At 61.4% G+C, this 18,370-nt stretch carries 19 protein-coding genes; 13 read left to right on the top strand and 6 right to left on the bottom strand.

Going from position 1 to position 18,370, the window contains the following annotated elements; all coding sequences use genetic code 11:
• Nucleotides 1–30 precede the first annotated feature (30 nt).
• On the bottom strand, nt 31–1,191 hold the full coding sequence (locus N005_RS07135) for a patatin-like phospholipase family protein (protein ID WP_047700551.1): 1,161 nt from the start codon (nt 1,189–1,191) through the stop codon (nt 31–33).
• 36 nt (nt 1,192–1,227) lie between these two features.
• Nucleotides 1,228–2,160: a lipid A biosynthesis lauroyl acyltransferase gene (locus tag N005_RS07130; RefSeq protein WP_047700550.1), complete on the bottom strand. Its 933-nt coding sequence runs from the start codon at nt 2,158–2,160 to the stop codon at nt 1,228–1,230.
• 118 nt (nt 2,161–2,278) lie between these two features.
• Between N005_RS07130 and minC the strand changes: the two genes are divergently transcribed.
• The 6 genes from minC to N005_RS07100 all read left to right on the top strand — a co-directional run bounded on the left by minC (nt 2,279) and on the right by N005_RS07100 (nt 6,995).
• Entirely contained in the window at nt 2,279–3,016 is a 738-nt protein-coding gene (minC, locus tag N005_RS07125) for a septum site-determining protein MinC (RefSeq protein WP_047700549.1), read from the top strand.
• 201 nt (nt 3,017–3,217) lie between these two features.
• On the top strand, nt 3,218–4,030 hold the full coding sequence (gene minD, locus N005_RS07120; RefSeq protein WP_024779631.1) for a septum site-determining protein MinD: 813 nt from the start codon (nt 3,218–3,220) through the stop codon (nt 4,028–4,030).
• On the top strand, nt 4,030–4,284 hold the full coding sequence (gene minE / locus N005_RS07115; protein ID WP_007960071.1) for a cell division topological specificity factor MinE: 255 nt from the start codon (nt 4,030–4,032) through the stop codon (nt 4,282–4,284). The genes minD and minE overlap by 1 nt, the downstream gene beginning before the upstream one ends.
• Nucleotides 4,285–4,464: 180 nt before the next feature.
• Nucleotides 4,465–5,100, top strand: a complete 636-nt coding sequence (locus N005_RS07110; RefSeq protein ID WP_003204542.1) for an RluA family pseudouridine synthase — start codon at nt 4,465–4,467, stop codon at nt 5,098–5,100.
• 179 nt (nt 5,101–5,279) lie between these two features.
• Nucleotides 5,280–6,569 (top strand): M18 family aminopeptidase, encoded by a 1,290-nt coding sequence (locus N005_RS07105; RefSeq protein WP_047700548.1) that lies wholly within the window; start codon nt 5,280–5,282, stop codon nt 6,567–6,569.
• 243 nt (nt 6,570–6,812) lie between these two features.
• Complete coding sequence (locus N005_RS07100; RefSeq protein WP_047700547.1) at nt 6,813–6,995, top strand: hypothetical protein; 183 nt, start codon at nt 6,813–6,815, stop codon at nt 6,993–6,995.
• Here N005_RS07100 and N005_RS07095 read toward each other — a convergent pair.
• Nucleotides 6,987–7,715, bottom strand: a complete 729-nt coding sequence (locus N005_RS07095) for a UTRA domain-containing protein (RefSeq protein ID WP_047700546.1) — start codon at nt 7,713–7,715, stop codon at nt 6,987–6,989. The two genes, N005_RS07100 and N005_RS07095, sit on opposite strands and share 9 nt — an antisense overlap.
• A gap of 361 nt (nt 7,716–8,076) precedes the next feature.
• Here N005_RS07095 and N005_RS07090 point away from each other — a divergent pair, with 361 nt between their 5' ends.
• The 6 genes from N005_RS07090 (at nt 8,077) to N005_RS07065 (ending at nt 13,449) form a co-directional block, all read left to right on the top strand.
• Nucleotides 8,077–9,144 (top strand): ABC transporter substrate-binding protein, encoded by a 1,068-nt coding sequence (locus N005_RS07090; protein ID WP_047700545.1) that lies wholly within the window; start codon nt 8,077–8,079, stop codon nt 9,142–9,144.
• Nucleotides 9,145–9,327: 183 nt separating this feature from the next.
• The gene (locus N005_RS07085; RefSeq protein WP_047700544.1) at nt 9,328–10,134 is read left to right on the top strand and encodes an alkaline phosphatase family protein; all 807 of its coding nucleotides are present in this window, start codon (nt 9,328–9,330) and stop codon (nt 10,132–10,134) included.
• A 5-nt stretch (nt 10,135–10,139) separates the two neighbouring features.
• On the top strand, nt 10,140–10,976 hold the full coding sequence (locus N005_RS07080; RefSeq protein WP_162164414.1) for an ABC transporter permease: 837 nt from the start codon (nt 10,140–10,142) through the stop codon (nt 10,974–10,976).
• The gene (locus N005_RS07075; RefSeq protein ID WP_047700543.1) at nt 10,963–11,763 is read left to right on the top strand and encodes an ABC transporter permease; all 801 of its coding nucleotides are present in this window, start codon (nt 10,963–10,965) and stop codon (nt 11,761–11,763) included. Before N005_RS07080 ends, N005_RS07075 begins: the two co-directional genes overlap by 14 nt.
• Complete coding sequence (locus N005_RS07070) at nt 11,760–12,749, top strand: ABC transporter ATP-binding protein (RefSeq protein ID WP_047700542.1); 990 nt, start codon at nt 11,760–11,762, stop codon at nt 12,747–12,749. Before N005_RS07075 ends, N005_RS07070 begins: the two co-directional genes overlap by 4 nt.
• Nucleotides 12,750–12,795: 46 nt before the next feature.
• On the top strand, nt 12,796–13,449 hold the full coding sequence (locus N005_RS07065; protein WP_047700541.1) for an HAD family hydrolase: 654 nt from the start codon (nt 12,796–12,798) through the stop codon (nt 13,447–13,449).
• 201 nt (nt 13,450–13,650) lie between these two features.
• On the opposite strand, the gene N005_RS07060 is transcribed toward N005_RS07065, so the two are convergent.
• From N005_RS07060 to N005_RS07050, 3 genes are all read right to left on the bottom strand, one after another.
• Nucleotides 13,651–14,253, bottom strand: coding sequence for a hypothetical protein (locus N005_RS07060; RefSeq protein WP_047700540.1), 603 nt, complete (start codon nt 14,251–14,253; stop codon nt 13,651–13,653).
• Nucleotides 14,254–14,262: 9 nt separating this feature from the next.
• Nucleotides 14,263–14,505 (bottom strand): hypothetical protein, encoded by a 243-nt coding sequence (locus tag N005_RS07055; RefSeq protein ID WP_047700539.1) that lies wholly within the window; start codon nt 14,503–14,505, stop codon nt 14,263–14,265.
• Nucleotides 14,506–15,106: 601 nt separating this feature from the next.
• Nucleotides 15,107–16,069 carry a zinc-binding dehydrogenase gene (locus tag N005_RS07050; protein WP_047700538.1) on the bottom strand — a complete coding sequence of 321 codons (963 nt, stop codon included), beginning with the start codon at nt 16,067–16,069 and terminating at the stop codon, nt 15,107–15,109.
• Nucleotides 16,070–16,208: 139 nt separating this feature from the next.
• Here N005_RS07050 and N005_RS07045 point away from each other — a divergent pair, with 139 nt between their 5' ends.
• Nucleotides 16,209–18,290, top strand: coding sequence for a carboxy terminal-processing peptidase (locus tag N005_RS07045; protein WP_162843637.1), 2,082 nt, complete (start codon nt 16,209–16,211; stop codon nt 18,288–18,290).
• The last annotated feature ends 80 nt before the right edge of the window (nt 18,291–18,370 follow it).

Here is an 18,370-nt window from a genome sequence, read left to right as displayed (position 1 = left end):
CTGCTCGCGATGGCGCCGGGTCAGCCGGCATCAATCCTGAGCCAACCCCAGGAACCGGCTCAGCTCAACGCGCTGGGCCAGCGCGTCCTGGCGGCCCAACTCGATCAGTTCGTTGCAATACCCGGCCTCGAACAGCAGATAGCTCAATACACTGGCGCCGCTGGTCTTGGTCGCGCCTGGCCCGCGCAGGAACAGCCGTAGTGCACGGGGCAGCTCCTGGCGATGGCGGGCGGCGATTTCGTCAATCGGCTGGCTCGGAGAAATCACCAGCACATCTACCGGTGCCGCGCCCAGGGCATGGGCCGGTACGTCATCGGGCAGCAAATGACTGAACCCGTTCAGGCGCTGAAGCAACTCGATATCGCTTTCCAGGCTGTCGATGAAGGTACTGTTGAGCATGTGCCCGCCGATCTGCGCCAGGGTCGGTTGCAGGCCGGTGTAGCTGCGCGCCACCGGCACCGCCGCAGCGAGCCCGCGAGGGTTGCCGCTGACACCGATGACCAGCACCCGATTCGCGCCCAGGTGCAACGCCGGGCTGATGGGCGCCGACTGGCGCACCGCACCGTCGCCGAAATACTGCGGGCCGATCTTGACCGGCGCGAACAGCAGGGGAATCGCCGAACTGGCCAGCAGATGCTCGACCGACAGGACCGTCGGCACGCCGATCCGCCGATGGCGCAGCCAGGCGTCGATAGTCCCGCGACCCTGGTAGAACGTCACGGCCTGGCCGGACTCATAACCGAACGCCGTCACCGCCACCGCACGCAATTGGTGTTCTGCGATGGCCTGCTCGATACCCGAAGCGTGGAACTGTGCTTCGAGCAAATCACGCAGGGGGGAACTGTCGATCAGCGCCACCGGCAACCGTGCCCCCAGGCCCAGCAGGCTATGGCCAAGGAAACGCCTTGCCTGGCCCAGCACTCCCCACCAGTCGCTGCGCATGACCTGATGGCTGCGCACCGCCTGCCAGAACGCGGTCAACCGCTCGATGGCCGTCTTGAAGTGCATCGCCCCGCTCGCCAGGCTGACCGCATTGATCGCCCCGGCCGAGGTGCCGACAATCACCGGAAACGGGTTCTGCGCCTCGTCCGGCAACAATTCGGCGATTGCCGCCAATACCCCCACCTGATACGCCGCCCGAGCCCCGCCGCCGGAAAGAATCAAACCTGTGACCGGTTCAGCTGGGATCATCGCAACACTCCGTGCTCATGGATGGGAACTGCTGACTCAACCGCGCTTGCCGTACAGCTTCGGCTCGCCCGGCGGACGACTCTTGAAACGCCGGTGGGCCCAGAGGTATTGCTCGGGACAGTCGCTCACCGACTGCTCCACCCACCGATTGATACGGATGCAATCAGCTTCCTCGGTTTCACCCGGAAAACCTTCCAACGGCGCCTGGATCACCAGACGATAGCCGCTGCCATCGGCCAGGCGCTCCTGGACGAACGGCACCACCAGCGCCTTGCCGAGGCGGGCGAACTTGCTGGTGGCGGTCACCGTGGCCGCCTGGATGCCGAACAACGGCACGAACACACTCTGCTTGGCGCCGTAATCCTGATCCGGCGCGTACCAGATCGCCCGGCCGGCACGCAGCAGCTTGAGCATGCCGCGCACATCTTCACGCTCCACCGCCAGGGAATCGAGGTTGTGCCGTTCGCGGCCCCGGCGCTGGACGTAGTCGAACAACGGATTCTTGTGCTCACGGTACATGCCGTCAATGGTGTGTTGCTGGCCGAGCAAGGCCGCGCCGATTTCCAGTGTAGTGAAGTGCAGGGCCATCAGGATCACGCCCTTGCCCTCGCGTTGGGCCTGCTTGAGATGTTCCAGCCCTTCGACATGAGCCAGCCTGGCCAACCGCGAACGCGACCACCACCAACTCATGGCCATTTCGAAGAAGGCGATACCGGTGGAGGCAAAGTTTTCCTTGAGCAGGCGCTTGCGTTCAGCCGCGGACTTTTGCGGAAAACACAGCTCCAGGTTGCGCTTGGCGATGCGCCGTCGGTCGCCGGCCGCCCGGTACATCAGCGCCCCCAGGACACGCCCGATCCGCAGCAGCAACGGATAAGGCAACTGGACGATCAGCCACAGCAGCCCCAGGCCGCACCATAGCAGCCAGAAACGCGGGTGAAAAAAAGCACTTCGAAAACGCGGGCGATCCATTACAGCTTCCATAAAGACATGGGCCGCGCATTCTACATCGTTCGACCCGGCTTGCGGCTCGCGGACGATCTCGTTATAAGTCTCGGCACTTTTAGTGACAAGCCGTTGTACGCCGACCATGAGCCAAACCGAACCGCTAGACCAAGATCCCGTGTTCCAGCTGAAGGGCAGCATGCTCGCCATTACGGTGCTGGAGCTGGCCCGCAACGACCTGGAGGGCCTTGACCGGCAGCTTTCGGCCAAAGTCGCCCAGGCGCCGAACTTCTTCAGCAACGCTCCCCTGGTGCTGGCCCTGGACAAGCTGCCGGCCCACGAAGGCTCGGTGGACCTGCCGGGCCTGATGCGCGTCTGCCGCCAGCACGGCCTGCGCACCCTGGCCATCCGCGCCAGCCGCATCGAAGACATCGCCGCCGCCATCGCCGTGGACATTCCGGTGCTGCCGCCGTCCGGCGCCCGGGAGCGCTTGTTGGAACCGGCCCCGGCCGAAGCGGCGAAAAAACCGGAAAAACCGCCGGAGCCCGAAATCAAGCCGACCCGGGTCATTACCTCGCCGGTGCGCGGCGGACAGCAGATTTATGCCCAGGGTGGCGATCTGGTGGTGGTGTCCTCGGTCAGCCCGGGCGCGGAACTTCTGGCCGATGGCAACATCCATGTATACGGTCCGATGCGCGGCCGCGCGCTGGCCGGTGTCAAGGGCGACACCAAAGCCAGGATCTTCTGTCAGCAATTGAGCGCTGAACTGCTCTCCATCGCCGGGCAGTACAAGGTTTCCGAAGATTTACGCCGCGACCCGCTGTGGGGGGCCGGCGTCCAGGTCAGCCTGTCGGGCGACGTGTTGAACATCATTCGGCTTTAACGGATACTGCCGCATTTTCCAAGCATCTCTAAAACGTAGCGAAAACGGCTAAAACGACGTAGGAAAAAGGATCAGGCAGTGTTTACCGGAGGTAAACCCGGCCCCGTGTCCTATTCCAGCCAAGCCTGTCCAATTGCAGCAGTTTTCAAGAGATGTTTTTCAGGGACCGACAATGTCCTTTTTCCTTAGGGGTGAAACACCTTGGCCAAGATTCTCGTGGTTACATCCGGCAAGGGTGGTGTGGGTAAGACCACCACCAGCGCCGCTATCGGTACCGGCCTCGCACTGCGCGGCCACAAGACTGTCATCGTCGACTTCGACGTTGGCCTGCGTAACCTCGACCTGATCATGGGTTGCGAGCGGCGCGTGGTCTATGACTTCGTCAACGTCGTCAATGGCGAAGCGAACCTGCAACAGGCCCTGATCAAGGACAAGCGCCTTGAGAACCTCTACGTGCTGGCCGCCAGCCAGACCCGCGACAAAGACGCGCTGACCCAGGAAGGCGTGGAAAAAGTCCTGATGGAGCTCAAGGAACAGTTCGAGTTCGTGGTCTGCGACTCCCCGGCCGGTATCGAAAAAGGTGCCCATCTGGCGATGTACTTCGCTGACGAAGCGATTGTCGTGACCAACCCTGAAGTGTCCTCGGTACGTGACTCCGACCGCATGCTGGGCCTGCTGGCGAGCAAATCCCGCCGCGCCGAGAAGGGCGAGGAGCCGATCAAGGAACACCTGCTGATCACCCGCTACCACCCGGAACGCGTGGAAAAGGGCGAAATGCTCGGCGTCGAAGACGTCAAGGAAATCCTCGCGGTGCGCCTGCTCGGCGTGATCCCGGAATCCCAGGCGGTGCTCAAGGCTTCCAACCAGGGCGTCCCGGTGATCCTCGACGACCAGAGCGACGCCGGCCAGGCCTACAGCGATACCGTCGACCGTCTGCTGGGCAAAGACCTGGAACACCGGTTCCTCAACGTCGAGAAGAAGGGATTCTTCGAGCGCCTGTTTGGAGGTAGGTAATGAACCTTTTTGACTTCTTTCGTGCCAACAAAAAGCCCAGTACCGCCTCGGTCGCGAAAGAGCGTCTACAGATCATCGTGGCGCACGAACGCGGCCAACGCAGCACCCCGGACTACCTGCCCTCCTTGCAGAAGGAACTGGTCGAAGTGATCCGCAAGTACGTCAATATCGGCAACGACGACGTGCATGTCGCACTGGAAAGCCAGGGTAGCTGCTCGATTCTGGAACTCAATATCACCCTGCCGGATCGCTGATCGATCCAGCGGGAGCCACGGCGGCTCGGGCCTGATCCTGTGTGGGAGCGAGCCTGCTCGCGATGACGGTGACCCCTTCAGCTTCAATGCAAGCTGAACCACCGCCATCGCGAGCAGGCTCGCTCCCACACAGGGGATGGATCCGAGCCGCCGTTGGCGTTTGTACCGAGACTGTTTTCAATGCCCCTTTCCAACATCCGCATCATTCATCAGGACGCCGCCGTCCTGGTGGTCGACAAGCCGACCCTGCTGCTGTCGGTGCCCGGCCGGGCCGACGATAACAAGGACTGCCTGATCACCCGCCTGCAGGAAAACGGCTATCCGGAAGCACGGATCGTGCACCGACTGGATTGGGAAACGTCGGGGATCATCCTGCTGGCCCGGGATCCGGACACCCATCGCGAACTGTCCCGGCAGTTTCATGACAGGGAAACCGAAAAGGCCTACACCGCGTTGTGCTGGGGCCAGCCGGAGCTGGACAGCGGCAGCATCGATTTGCCTTTGCGCTACGACCCGCCGACCAAGCCTCGTCACGTGGTCGACCATGAACATGGCAAGCACGCCCTGACCTTCTGGCGCGTACTGGAACGCTGTGGCGATTGGTGCCGGGTCGAGCTGACGCCCATCACCGGACGCTCGCACCAGTTGCGCGTGCACATGCTATCCATCGGCCATCCACTCCTGGGCGACGGCCTCTATGCCCACCCGCAAGCCCTGGCCGCCTGGCCCCGCCTGTGCCTGCACGCCAGCATGCTCAGCTTCACCCACCCGCAAAGCGGCGAGCGCCTGCGCTTCGAGTGCCCGGCGCCGTTCTGAAGGATTGCGGCTCGCTCCCACAGGGGTCTTCGTCGAATACAGGTTCTGTGTTCAGCGCAAATACCTGTGGGAGCGAGCCTGCTCGCGATGAGGACAGCCCAGTCAACATCGATTTCAGCCCCCCTCCCTATCAACGGCCAATACGGTAAACTCCCGCCCATCGCTGTCTGGAGCTATTTATGCGCGCAGAGTTGAACCAGGGCCTGATCGACTTCCTCAAGGCCTCCCCTACCCCGTTCCATGCCACCGCCAGCCTTGCCCAACGCCTGGAGGCGGCGGGTTATCAGCGCCTCGACGAACGCGAGACCTGGGCCACCGAGGCCAACGGTCGCTACTACGTCACGCGCAACGACTCTTCGATCATTGCCTTCAAGCTGGGCCGCAACGCACCGCTGCACGACGGCATCCGCCTGGTCGGCGCCCACACCGACAGCCCTTGCCTGCGGGTCAAGCCCCAGCCTGAGCTGCAACGTCACGGGTTCTGGCAACTGGGGGTGGAAGTGTATGGCGGCGCGCTGCTGGCGCCATGGTTCGACCGCGACCTGTCCCTGGCCGGGCGCGTCACCTTCCGCCGGGACGGCAAAGTCGAAAGCCAGCTGATCGACTTCAAGGCGCCCATTGCCACGATTCCGAACCTGGCTATCCACCTCAATCGCGAAGCCAACCAGGGCTGGGCCATCAACCCGCAGAACGAACTGCCGCCGATCCTCGCCCAGTTCGCCGGCGATGAGCGCGTCGATTTCCGTGCCGTGCTCACTGACCAATTGGCCCGCGAACACGGCCTGAACGCCGACGTGGTGCTCGATTACGAGCTGAGCTTCTACGACACCCAGAGCGCCGCGATTATCGGTTTGCATGGCGACTTCATTGCCGGCGCCCGCCTGGACAACCTGCTGTCGTGCTACGCGGGCCTGCAAGCCTTGCTCAACGCCGACTCGGAAGAAACCTGCGTGCTGGTGTGCAACGATCACGAGGAAGTCGGCTCCTGCTCGGCCTGCGGCGCCGACGGCCCGATGCTGGAACAGACCCTGCGTCGCCTGCTGCCAGAAGGGGAAGAGTTCGTACGGACCATTCAGAAATCCCTGTTGATTTCTGCGGACAACGCCCACGGCGTACACCCCAACTACGCCGATAAACATGACGCCAACCACGGACCCAAGCTCAACGCCGGTCCGGTGATCAAGGTCAACAGCAACCAGCGTTACGCCACCAACAGCGAAACCGCCGGTTTCTTCCGCCACCTGTGCATGGCCGAAGAAGTGCCGGTGCAGAGCTTCGTGGTGCGCAGCGACATGGGCTGCGGTTCGACCATCGGCCCGATCACCGCCAGCCAGCTGGGGGTCCGCACCGTGGACATCGGCCTGCCGACCTTCGCCATGCACTCGATTCGTGAACTGTGCGGCAGCCATGACCTGGCACATCTGGTGAAAGTGCTGAGTGCGTTCTATGCCAGCCGGGAGTTGCCGTAACCCCCACGCCCCGTAGCAGACAGAGCTGTTGTGCTGTTGTGGCGAGGGAGCTTGCTCCCGCTGGAGCGCGCAGCGGTCCCAAGCTTTTTTGGGGCCGCTGCGCAGCCCAGCGGGAGCAAGCTCCCTCGCCACAGCAAGCTCCTCGCCACAATAGCGGTCGCACTGAGGTCTATGTGACCTGCATCATTACACCTCGCAAAACCCCAGCTAGACTGACCTTATCCCCCCGACAAGGCCGTCACCATGATTCCCTCGTCAATCTTCAACGCCATGCTGGTGCCCATCCTCGCCGGGATGATCCTGCTGGCCATCGGCTTCAATTTTCGTGACAAGAATGTCGGGGTCTTCGCCATGTGGATCGGCATGTTGCTGATCCTCGCCACGGTCCTGTTCAGGATCATGACCAAACTCAACCAGTCAATCTGACGCCGCCTCCAGCACGTCCACGCCGACATGAATCGCATCGTGTCGCCAGAACTCCAGGTCGCAGTCGATCAGCCGTTGGTGCTGGTCATAATTGACTCGCGCAATCCGCAAGCCGGGGCTGCCCACCGAGACCTTCAACGCCGCCGCGGCTTCGGGTTGCAACGACGTGGGCACGATCTCGAATTTCACCCGGCCGTAGTGCAGGTCGTAATGGCGGGCGTACAGCTCGGTCATGGACTGGTTGAGGTCGAACCCGAGGATGTCGGGAAAATACTGCGGGTTCAGGTAATGCTCGACATACAACACCAGCCGCTCGTCGATGCGCCGCACACGGCAGATCTGGATCACGCTCGACAAGGCCGGCAACTGCAGCCAGGCACACACCGCCGCCGAGGCCGGCTGCAGGCGAGCCGAGATCACCTGGGTCGAAGGCACCCGCCCCTGGGCGGTCACCATGGCGTGGAAGTGGCTGCGCTGCATCAGGTTATAGGCCAAGCGTGGCGGCGAGACGAACCAGCCCCGGCGCTCCTCGCGATAGATCTGCCCCTGGGCCTCAAGCTGCAGCAAGGCTTCGCGCACGGTGATGCGCGTGGTCCCAAACAACTCGCTGAGCTTGCGCTCGGCCGGTAACTTGCTGCCGGGGGCCAGCAATCCATGGTCAAGCTGCTCTTGCAGGACCTGGCCGATGGTTGTCACCGCTTTGGTTGTCTCAATGCGCATCAACGTTACCTATCTGGACTAGACCAGCACTGTTTCGGGGCGGAATCGGTCATGCATCGAGCCACGTTGCATCCCTGCAAGCCTAGGCACTGCACATGACTGGCAGATGACAGAACCGCCGAACGGTCGATCCGCAGACGTGCAAGTTTGCGGCCAAGTCCTTTCATATCAGCCGTTTAACCATGGTCTACGCTTAGCTATCAGTCACTGCACGCGAACCGAATCGGTGTGGGTACATCCACCGCCGACATCAAAATGTCACAGGGCTCGCCTACATTGGCTCAGGTATTGCTGACCTAGACCAACATAACCGCCAACACAACCGCAATCGCAGCGTTGAAAACGCCCATAGGAGCTTCGGATGAAACAGCTTTTCCTGGCATCACTGTTAGGCTCGACCATCGCCATGTGCACCGCCGCCATGGCCGCTGATACCGATCTGAAAACGTTGGAAGCCGCTGCGAAAGCGGAAGGCGCCGTCAACAGCGTCGGCATGCCCGATGACTGGGCGAACTGGAAAGGTACCTGGGAAGACCTGGCCAAGACCTACGGGTTGAAACACGTGGACACCGACATGAGCTCGGCCCAGGAAATCGCCAAGTTCGCCGCCGAGAAAGACAACGCCAGCGCCGACATCGGTGACGTCGGCGCGGCTTTCGGCCCGATTGCGGTCAAGCAGGGTGTGGTGCAACCGTACAAGCCAAGCACATGGGAGCAGGTTCCGGACTGGGCCAAGGACAAGGACGGCAACTGGGCCCTGGCCTACACCGGCACCATCGCGTTCATCGTCAACAAGAAACTGCTGCACGGTTCCGACGTACCGACCAAGTGGGCTGACCTGAAGGGCGGCAAATACAAGGTATCCATCGGTGACGTGAGCACCGCGGCCCAGGCCGCCAACGGCGTGCTGGCGGCGGCACTGGCCAACGGTGGCGACGAGAAGAACCTGCAACCGGCCCTGCTGATGTTCGCCGAGATCGCCAAGCAAGGACGCCTGTCCATGGCCAACCCGACCATCGCCACCATGGAAAAGGGTGAAGTCGAAGTCGGCGTGGTCTGGGACTTCAATGGTCTGAGCTACAAGGCCAAGATGGCCAACCCGGATGACTACGTCGTGCTGATTCCATCCGACGGCTCGGTCATCTCCGGCTACACCACCATCATCAACAAATACGCCAAGCACCCGAACGCCGCCAAGCTCACTCGCGAGTACATCTTCAGCGACGCCGGCCAGATCAACCTGGCCAAAGGCAACGCCCGGCCGATCCGCGCCGAGCACCTGACACTGCCGGAAGAGGTCAAGGCCAAGCTGCTGCCGAACGAGCAGTACAAGCACGTGACGCCGATCAAGGACGCGGACGCCTGGGAGAAGACCTCCAAGGCACTGCCGCAGAAGTGGCAGGAAGAAGTGATCATCAACATGCAGTGAGGCGGTAGTTAGCCCGCTCGGATATCCATAGGAGATCCCATTGTGGGAGCGAGCCTGCTCGCGATAGCGGTCTACTTTTCAACATTGAAGTCGACTGACACTGCGCTATCGCGAGCAGGCTCGCTCCCACAGGGGCTGCGGTGAATCCGAGCTTTCTGGTTCCTGTCCGGAGTCCCGCTCCCCATGAAGCACAACGTCATCCTGGTAGTGCTCGACGGCCTCAATTACGAAGTCGCCCGACATGCCATGGGACATTTGCAGGCTTACGTCAGCGCAGGACGCGCGGCTCTCTACAAACTGGAATGTGAACTGCCGGCCCTGTCCCGCCCACTCTATGAATGCATCCTCACCGGCGTCGTGCCCATCGACAGCGGCATCGTGCACAACAACGTCTCGCGCCTGTCGAACCAGCGCAGCGTTTTCCACTACGCCACCGAAGGCGGCTTGAGCACGGCGGCTGCGGCGTACCATTGGGTCAGCGAGCTCTACAACGTCTCACCGTTCGTGGCCGGACGGGATCGGCATACCGACAATCCCGACCTGCCGATCCAGTACGGGCATTTCTACTGGAATGACCACTACCCCGATTCCCATTTGTTCGCCGACGCCGAACATTTGCGTCAGCGCCATTCGCCGAACTTTTTGCTGGTGCATCCGATGAATATCGACGATGCCGGCCACAGGCATGGCCTCGACACCGCGCAATACCGCAACAGTGCCCGCTCGGCCGACATCAACCTGGCGGTCTACCTGCAAGCCTGGCTCGAGGGTGGTTATCAGGTGCTGGTGACTTCCGATCACGGCATGAACAATGATCGCTCCCATAACGGTCTGTTGGCCGAGGAACGGGAGGTGCCGCTGTTCGTGCTTGGGGACGGCTTCAGCCTCGACCCCGCCGCGAAGCCCCGGCAGACCGAACTGTGCGGCACCCTCTGCCAGTTGCTCGGTGTCGCTCACGACAAACCGTATTGCCAGGAGTTGCTCAAGTGAATGCCATGACACGCGGCAAATGGCTGGCAGCGTTGTGCCTGGTGCCCTTCGCGATTTTCTTCATCGTGTTCCAGATCGCCCCGCTGCTCTGGGTGCTGGTCAATAGCCTGGAGTCGGAAGAGTTCGGTTGGGGCCTGGCCAACTTCAGCAAGATCTTCAGTTCGAAGTTCTACCTGCAAGCGATCCAGCACAGCCTGGAAATCAGCTTCTGGTCCAGTGTGTTCGGGATCATCATCGCAGTGCTCGGCAGCTATTCGCTGCGCCGGGTCGATTCTAAGCTGCGCAATTTCGTCAACGCCTTCGCCAACATGACCAGCAACTTCGCCGGCGTGCCCCTGGCGTTCGCCTTCATCATTCTGCTGGGGTTCAACGGCAGCATCACCCTCATGCTCAAGCAGGCGGGGATCATCGAAGACTTCAACCTGTACTCGAAAACCGGGTTGATCATCCTCTACACCTACTTCCAGATTCCCTTGGGCGTGCTGCTGCTCTACCCGGCCTTCGACGCCCTGCGCGAAGACTGGCGCGAGTCCGCCGCGCTGCTGGGCGCCAACGGCTGGCAGTTCTGGCGACACATCGGGCTGCCGGTGCTGACCCCGGCGCTGCTGGGTACCTTTGTGATCCTGTTGGCCAACGCCTTGGGTGCCTACGCCACGGTGTACGCACTGACCACCGGCAATTTCAACGTGCTGCCGATTCGCATCGCCGCCATGGTCTCCGGCGACATTTCCCTGGACCCGAACATGGCAAGCGCCCTGGCCGTGGTGCTGGTGGCGTTGATGACCCTGGTGACCGTCGTCCATCAGCTACTGCTCAAGAGGAGCTACCATGTCTCGCGCTGAATCGAGCCCTGCCGGCCTCTATCATCGGGCCGTGGTGTACCTGCTGTTCGCCATCCTGTTGCTGCCCCTGGCCGGCACGCTGATCTACTCCATCGCCAGCAGTTGGTCGGCCACCGTGCTGCCCGCTGGCTTTACCTTCAAATGGTACGTGCAGCTGTGGAGCGACCCGCGCTTTCTCAGCGCCTTCGGCCAGTCGCTGATCGTCTGCGTCGGCGCGCTGGTGCTCTCGGTGGTGCTGATCCTGCCACTGCTGTTCGTGGTGCATTACCACTTCCCGAAACTCGACGCGCTGATGAACATCCTCATCCTGTTGCCCTTCGCGGTGCCGCCGGTGGTGTCGTCGGTAGGCCTGCTGCAACTCTATGGTTCCGGCCCGCTGGCCATGGTCGGGACGCCGTGGATCCTGATCGGCTGTTACTTCACCGTCGCCCTGCCGTTCATGTACCGCGCGATCACCAACAACCTGCAGGCCATCAACCTGCGCGACCTGATGGACGCCGCGCAGCTGCTCGGTGCCAGCACCTTCCAGGCGGCCTTGCTGGTGGTGCTGCCCAACTTGCGCAAGGGCCTGATGGTGGCGCTGCTGCTGTCCTTCTCCTTCCTGTTCGGTGAGTTCGTGTTCGCCAACATCCTGGTGGGCACCCGCTATGAAACCCTGCAGGTCTACCTGAACAACATGCGCAACAGCAGCGGCCACTTCACCAGTGCTCTGGTGATTTCCTACTTCTTCTTCGTACTGGTCCTGACCTGGGCGGCGAACATTCTGAACAAGGACAAAAGCCAATGAGCTACGTCAGCGTCCAACACCTGCAAAAAGGCTACGCGGGCACGCCGGTGTTCAGCGACATCAATTGCGAAATCGGCAAGGGCGAATTCGTCACCCTCCTCGGCCCTTCCGGCTGCGGCAAGTCCACACTGTTGCGCTGCATTGCCGGACTGACGGCGGTAGATGCCGGCAAGATCCTGCTGGACGGCCAGGACATCGTCCCCCTGAGCCCGCAAAAGCGCGGCATCGGCATGGTGTTCCAGAGTTACGCCCTGTTCCCCAACATGACCGTGGAACAGAACGTCGCCTTCGGCCTGCGCATGCAAAAGATCCAGGCCGAAGACAGCCGCCAGCGCGTGCAGGAGATCCTGCGCCTGGTGGAACTGCACGATTTCGCCACCCGCTACCCCCATCAACTCTCCGGCGGCCAGTGCCAACGCGTTGCCCTCGCCCGCTCCCTGGTGACCCGGCCGCGGCTGTTGCTGCTGGACGAACCGCTGTCCGCCCTGGATGCGCGGATTCGCAAACACCTGCGCGAACAGATCCGACAGATCCAGCGCGAGTTGGGCCTGACCACGATTTTCGTCACACACGATCAGGAAGAAGCCCTGACCATGTCCGACCGGATTTTCCTGATGAACCAGGGAAAGATCGTACAGAGCGGCGATGCCGAAACCCTCTACACTGCCCCCGTCGATGTCTTCGCAGCCGGCTTCATCGGCAACTACAACCTGCTGGACGCCGACAGCGCCAGCCGATTGCTGCAACGGCCGGTGAACAGCCGTATCGCCATTCGCCCGGAAGCCATCGAGCTGAGTCGCAGCGGCGAACCGGATGCATTGATCCGCAGCCACAGCCTGCTGGGCAACGTGATCCGCTACCGGGTCGAGGCCCGCGGCGTGGAACTGGTGGTGGACGTGCTCAACCGCTCGGCCGCCGACCTGCATCCCGATGGCGCCCGCCTGGCGCTTTCCATCGATCCGTCGGCCCTGTGTGCGGTAGCCTGATGGCTTTGTTGATTATGAAGCTGACTTTGAGAAGGGAAACGCACTGATGGCCCTGGCAATTTTTGATCTGGACGAAACCCTGATCCACGGCGATTGCGCCACCCTCTGGAGCGAGCAGATGGGGCGCCTGGGCTGGGTCGATCCCGAGTCGTTCATGCGTCGCAACAATGAGCTGATGGATGCCTACAGCCACGGCAAGCTGCGCATGGAAGAGTACATGGACTTCAGCCTGGAACCGATGATCGGCCGCACACCGGCAGAAGTCGAACACCTGGTAGCGCCTTGGGTGGAAGACTTCATCGAACCGATCATCTTCAGCGACGCCACCAAGGCCGTCGCCGAACACCGCAAGGCCGGCGACCGGATCCTGGTGATCTCGGCCTCGGGCACACACTTGGTGGGGCCGATTGCCGAACGCCTGGGCATCGATGAGATCCTGGCGATCGAGCTTGAAGTAACCCACGGCGTGTACAGCGGCAAAACCGTGGGCACCCTGACCTACCGCGAAGGCAAGATCGCGCGGTTGCTGGACTGGCTGGACGCCGAGGAAGAAAACCTGGAGGGGGCGAGTTTCTACTCCGATTCGCGCAATGACCTGCCGCTGTTGCAGCGGGTGGACTTCCCCCACGTGGTGAACCCGGACCCGGTGTTGAAGGCCCATGCCGAACTGGCCGGGTGGCCGATTCACAGCTGGAAGTGAACACAGCTCCCACAGTTTATCGAGGTGTTCACAAAAGCAGCGTCCGAGCCTGATAGGGAACACCCTCGCTCGGACGAGCGCTAGGCGGTGGGTCAGTCAACCGGATGCCAACGGGTCCGACGCCATCGCAAGCAAGCTCGGCTCCCACAGATAAGCGTGCCATGGCCGTCAGGTGTGGATCGGTGTCCATTCGGATCGGAGCTAGAAGCCGCAATACACCTGCATCGCGTTCAGGGCCGTGTCGTCGCCGTTGCCCTGGTCAGGTTCCACTCTGGTGCGGAACCCCCTGACTTTCTGGTACCCATTGCCATCGACGCATCGGTAAAATCCAGTCCACTCCCCCCACGCGGCAGGCGGATCGCCCGTCAGGATTTCCGACCCGCAGTCCATCTTGATATTGCCGGCGGCGGTATCGTCCTTCGAACCCTTTTCCTTGTCCTTGCCCTGAAACCGCTCCACTTGAATGGCAAAACCGATGACGGGCGTCTCACGGCAAACATGGTCCCTGCCCCAGGATCCCCACCCTCCTTCACGACTGTGAATGTACGTGGGTACACCCGAGGCTCCGTTCTTGCAGATGAGCTGCACCGCATTCAGGGCCGTGTCGTCACCGTTGCCCTGGTAGGGCTCACCCTTGACACGAAATCCCCAGACATACTGACCCGCCGGACAATACGCAGGCGGCCCCCACTCCCCCCAGGATCCTTGTTCCGAAGTGTCCGATGGCACTTGTGCCCAGGTCGACGCCAAGCTGCCAAGGGAGAGCGCGAACACCAATGTCCGTAGTGCGGCGTGAGGAGACATACCTCCTCACTACTCGAACACGGAAAAGGCCTTGGCCAGTTCCAGCAGGGCATTTTCGTCCTGCACGTCCATATCGCCATCAGCATCGGTGTCAGTCTTGACGTTGACGGTATCGTAGGCACCGTTCTTTTTTGAAGCGGAGATAAAAGTCGCGAACTGCAGCGCCTCGTCTTTATAGAACTCCACGAGAATATCGGGTGAGCTGTCGTCATCAATATCTTCTTTGGACAGGCGGATCTCTTGTTTGGCCATCACGGCACCTCTTCTGTCAGGGAAACGATCAGAGAGACCTCTATTACTCTCAATGGCCAATCTAGAGCGGCTGTCTCCGCGCCGTCTACTGTCAGACTTGACAGAGTGTATATCCATCTAGTGAGTGAAATCGACAGGTATTAACCGGCGTACAGCAGGTGGCGTCTACTGTCAGGAATGACAGTTCGGACCAGCAGCCGGACATTTGGAACCCTGTGGGAGCCGAGCTTGCTCACGATGGCGGTGAGGCAGTTTGCACGATGTTGTCTGTGGTGCCGCCATCGCGAGCAGGCTCGCTCCCACAGGTTTTCGCGGAGTTCATGAGAGCAATGTTCGGGCACCCCTTGTGGGAGCCGAGCTTGCTCGCGATGGCGGTGGGTCAGCTTGCCTCGATGTTGACTGTGGTGCCGCCATCGCGAGCAAGCTCGCTCCCACAGGTTTTCGCGGCGTTCATGAAAGCAGTGTTCGGGCACCAATCCCTTGTGGGAGCGAGCCTGCTCGCGATGGCGGAGGGTCAGTCAACTACGCTGCAAACTGATCCGACGCTATCGCGAGCAAGCTCGGCTCCCACAGGCGCCATTTCCGTCCCCGCCAAGCCCACTCAGCTCAAACTTTCATCAATCACCAGCACTAACTTCCCTGACACCTGGTTGGTCGCCAGCTCGGCAAACGCTGCTTCGGCGTCCTTGATCGAGAAAGTCGCGGCCAATTGTGGGCTCAGGCGCCTCTCGGTGAACAACGGCCAGACATGCTCACCCAGTTCTCGCAGCAGATCGGCCTTGAATTGATCGTCGCGACTGCGCAGGGTCGACCCCAGCAACTGGATACGCTTGGCGAGGATCTTCGCCAGGTCCAGATGGCTTTCCCGTCCGCCCATCAGCCCAATCAACACCCAACGCCCGTCAACTGACAAAAGTTTCACGTTGAGCCTGGCGTAGCTGGCGCCCACCGGATCGAGGATCACATCGAAGGGCGCAAAGTCGTTCAAGCGCTCGATGTCGTCGGCCCGCACCACCCCGCCCTGGGCCCCCAACGTCTCGCAATAAGCCAGCCGATCGGCAGAGCCGACGCTGACCCAGCATGGGTTGCCAAACGCCTTGCACAGTTGGATCGCCGCGGAACCGACGCCACTGGCGCCGGCGTGCAGCAGCACTTTCTCCCCTGGCTTGAGGCCTGCCAGCTTGAACAGATTCAGCCACGCGGTGCTGTAGACCTCAGGCAGCGCGGCCGCTTCAGCCAACGACAGGCCCTGGGGCACTGGCAGCACATGCCGGCCATCGACCACCACTTCCTCGGCCATGCCACCGCCGGCGAGCAACGCACACACGCGGTCGCCTACCTGCCAGGCCGAGCCCGGCCCAACCTCGCTGATGACCCCGGAACACTCCAACCCCAGCACGTGACTGGCCCCGGGCGGCGGCGGATAAAGTCCGGCTTTCTGCAATAAATCGGCCCGATTCAGGCCGGCAGCCGCCACACGAATGCGAACTTGCCCTACATCGCACGTAGGACTTGGCTCATCAGCCCATACCACTTGGCCTTCAACGCCTTGCAATGCTTTCACGGTGCCTCCATAGTGAGTCTCGACTGGGCCCGCTGCTGTAACGCCGGGCTTTCTTGCATTTTGCGCCCGGGCCACATGGAACCGGCGACTTCAAAGACGGCCTAATATGCGTTATCAATTGTCCCTGCGTCGAATCAGTATGAAGCACCTGTTCCCCAGCACCGCCCTCGCGCTTGTCATTGGCCTCGGTCTGTTGCCAATGTCGAGCGATACGTTCGCAGCCAACAGCTGGGACAAGCTTCAACCCGATCGCGACGAGGTGATTGCCAGCCTTAACGTCGTAGAATTGCTCAAGCGTCATCATTACAGCAAACCACCGCTCGATGACGCGCGCTCGGTCATCATCTATGACAGCTACCTGAAGCTGCTTGATCCGTCGCGCAGCTATTTCATGGCCAGCGACATCGCAGAATTCGACAAGTGGAAAACCCAGTTCGACGATTTCCTCAAGAGCGGCGACCTGAACGCAGGGTTCGTCATCTACAAGCGCTACCTGGACCGCGTGAAGGCGCGCCTGGATTACGCCATTGGCGAGCTGAACAAAGGCGTCGACAAGATCGATTTCAACACCAAGGAAACCTTGCTGGTCGACCGCAAGGACGCCCCTTGGCTCAAAAGCACAGCCGAACTCGATGACCTGTGGCGCAAACGCGTCAAGGACGAAGTGCTGCGCATGAAGATCGCCGGCAAGGACCCCAAGCAGATCCAGGAAACCCTGATCAAGCGCTACAAGAACCAATTGGCTCGTCTGGAGCAGACTCGCGCCGAAGACATCTTCCAGGCGTACATCAACACCTTCGCCATGTCCTACGACCCGCACACCAATTATCTGTCGCCGGATAACGCGGAGAACTTCGACATCAACATGAGCCTGTCCCTGGAAGGTATCGGCGCGGTGCTGCAGAGCGACAACGACCAGGTGAAGATCGTGCGCCTGGTACCGGCGGGCCCGGCCGACAAGACCAAGCAGGTCGGCCCGGCGGACAAGATCATCGGTGTCGCCCAGGGCAACAAGGAAATGGTCGACGTGGTCGGCTGGCGCCTGGACGAAGTGGTCAAGCTGATCCGTGGCCCGAAAGGCTCGGTGGTGCGCCTGGAAGTCATTCCGGCCAGCAATGCGCCGAACGACCAGACCAGCAAGATCGTGGCCATCACCCGTGAAGCGGTGAAACTGGAAGAACAGGCCGCGAAGAAATCGATCCTCAACCTGAAACAGGATGGCAAGGACTACAAGCTCGGCGTCATCGAGATCCCGGCCTTCTACCTGGACTTCAAGGCGTTCCGCGCCGGGGATCCGGACTACAAGAGCACCACCCGCGACGTCAAGAAGCTGCTGACCGAGCTGCAGAAGGACAAGGTCGACGGCGTCGTCATCGACTTGCGCAACAATGGCGGCGGTTCCTTGCAGGAAGCCACCGAACTGACCAGCCTGTTCATCGACAAGGGCCCTACCGTACTGGTACGCAACGCCGATGGCCGGGTGGACGTGCTCGAAGACGAGAACCCGGGCGCATTCTACAAGGGGCCGATGGCCTTGCTGGTCAATCGCCTGTCGGCGTCGGCCTCGGAAATTTTCGCCGGTGCCATGCAGGACTACCACCGGGCATTGATCATTGGCGGCCAGACCTTCGGCAAGGGCACCGTGCAAACCATCCAACCGTTGAACCACGGCGAACTGAAACTGACCCTGGCCAAGTTCTACCGGGTGTCCGGCCAGAGCACCCAGCACCAAGGCGTGCTGCCTGACATCGATTACCCGTCGATCATCGACACCAAGGAAATCGGCGAAAGCGCCCTGCCCGAAGCCATGCCGTGGGACACCATCCGGCCAGCGATCAAACCGGCGGTGGACCCGTTCAAACCGTTCCTGGCCCAGCTCAAGTCCGATCACGACGCCCGTACTTCCCAGGATGCCGAGTTCGTGTTCATCCGCGACAAGCTGGCTCTGGCGCAGAAGTTGATGCTGGAAAAAACCGTCACCCTCAACGAAGCCGACCGTCGTGCCCAGCATGCCGACATCGAGGCCAAGCAACTGGCGATGGAAAACCTGCGTCGCAAGGCCAAGGGCGAAGAGCCGCTCAAAGAGCTGAAGAAAGAAGACGAAGACTTGATCACCGAGCCGGAAAAGACCAAGCCGGAAGACGATGCGTACCTGAGCGAGACCGGGCGAATCCTGCTGGATTACCTGAAACTCAATACGACCGTCGCCAAGCAAGGATGATGGCCATTTAATGGTGACTCTCGTCGGAGTGTCATCAAACTGACATCAGTCTGTCGTGAAATACAGGACTGGGCGCCCCA

Source organism: Pseudomonas mediterranea CFBP 5447 (genome assembly GCF_000774145.1).
Lineage (GTDB): Bacteria > Pseudomonadota > Gammaproteobacteria > Pseudomonadales > Pseudomonadaceae > Aquipseudomonas > Aquipseudomonas mediterranea.
This window is presented reverse-complemented; position numbering and strand designations above follow the sequence as displayed.

Excerpts from the sequence above, each read along its gene's own strand:
- N005_RS07135 (WP_047700551.1), bottom strand. The coding sequence starts at position 1,191 with ATGATCCCAGCTGAACCGGTCACAGGTTTGATTCTTTCCGGCGGCGGG.
- N005_RS07130 (WP_047700550.1), bottom strand. The coding sequence starts at position 2,160 with ATGGATCGCCCGCGTTTTCGAAGTGCTTTTTTTCACCCGCGTTTCTGG.
- minC (WP_047700549.1), top strand. The coding sequence starts at position 2,279 with ATGAGCCAAACCGAACCGCTAGACCAAGATCCCGTGTTCCAGCTGAAG.
- minE (WP_007960071.1), top strand. The coding sequence starts at position 4,030 with ATGAACCTTTTTGACTTCTTTCGTGCCAACAAAAAGCCCAGTACCGCC.
- N005_RS07110 (WP_003204542.1), top strand. The coding sequence starts at position 4,465 with ATGCCCCTTTCCAACATCCGCATCATTCATCAGGACGCCGCCGTCCTG.
- N005_RS07105 (WP_047700548.1), top strand. The coding sequence starts at position 5,280 with ATGCGCGCAGAGTTGAACCAGGGCCTGATCGACTTCCTCAAGGCCTCC.
- N005_RS07100 (WP_047700547.1), top strand. The coding sequence starts at position 6,813 with ATGATTCCCTCGTCAATCTTCAACGCCATGCTGGTGCCCATCCTCGCC.
- N005_RS07095 (WP_047700546.1), bottom strand. The coding sequence starts at position 7,715 with ATGCGCATTGAGACAACCAAAGCGGTGACAACCATCGGCCAGGTCCTG.
- N005_RS07090 (WP_047700545.1), top strand. The coding sequence starts at position 8,077 with ATGAAACAGCTTTTCCTGGCATCACTGTTAGGCTCGACCATCGCCATG.
- N005_RS07085 (WP_047700544.1), top strand. The coding sequence starts at position 9,328 with ATGAAGCACAACGTCATCCTGGTAGTGCTCGACGGCCTCAATTACGAA.
- N005_RS07080 (WP_162164414.1), top strand. The coding sequence starts at position 10,140 with ATGACACGCGGCAAATGGCTGGCAGCGTTGTGCCTGGTGCCCTTCGCG.
- N005_RS07075 (WP_047700543.1), top strand. The coding sequence starts at position 10,963 with ATGTCTCGCGCTGAATCGAGCCCTGCCGGCCTCTATCATCGGGCCGTG.
- N005_RS07070 (WP_047700542.1), top strand. The coding sequence starts at position 11,760 with ATGAGCTACGTCAGCGTCCAACACCTGCAAAAAGGCTACGCGGGCACG.
- N005_RS07065 (WP_047700541.1), top strand. The coding sequence starts at position 12,796 with ATGGCCCTGGCAATTTTTGATCTGGACGAAACCCTGATCCACGGCGAT.
- N005_RS07060 (WP_047700540.1), bottom strand. The coding sequence starts at position 14,253 with ATGTCTCCTCACGCCGCACTACGGACATTGGTGTTCGCGCTCTCCCTT.
- N005_RS07055 (WP_047700539.1), bottom strand. The coding sequence starts at position 14,505 with ATGGCCAAACAAGAGATCCGCCTGTCCAAAGAAGATATTGATGACGAC.
- N005_RS07045 (WP_162843637.1), top strand. The coding sequence starts at position 16,209 with ATGAAGCACCTGTTCCCCAGCACCGCCCTCGCGCTTGTCATTGGCCTC.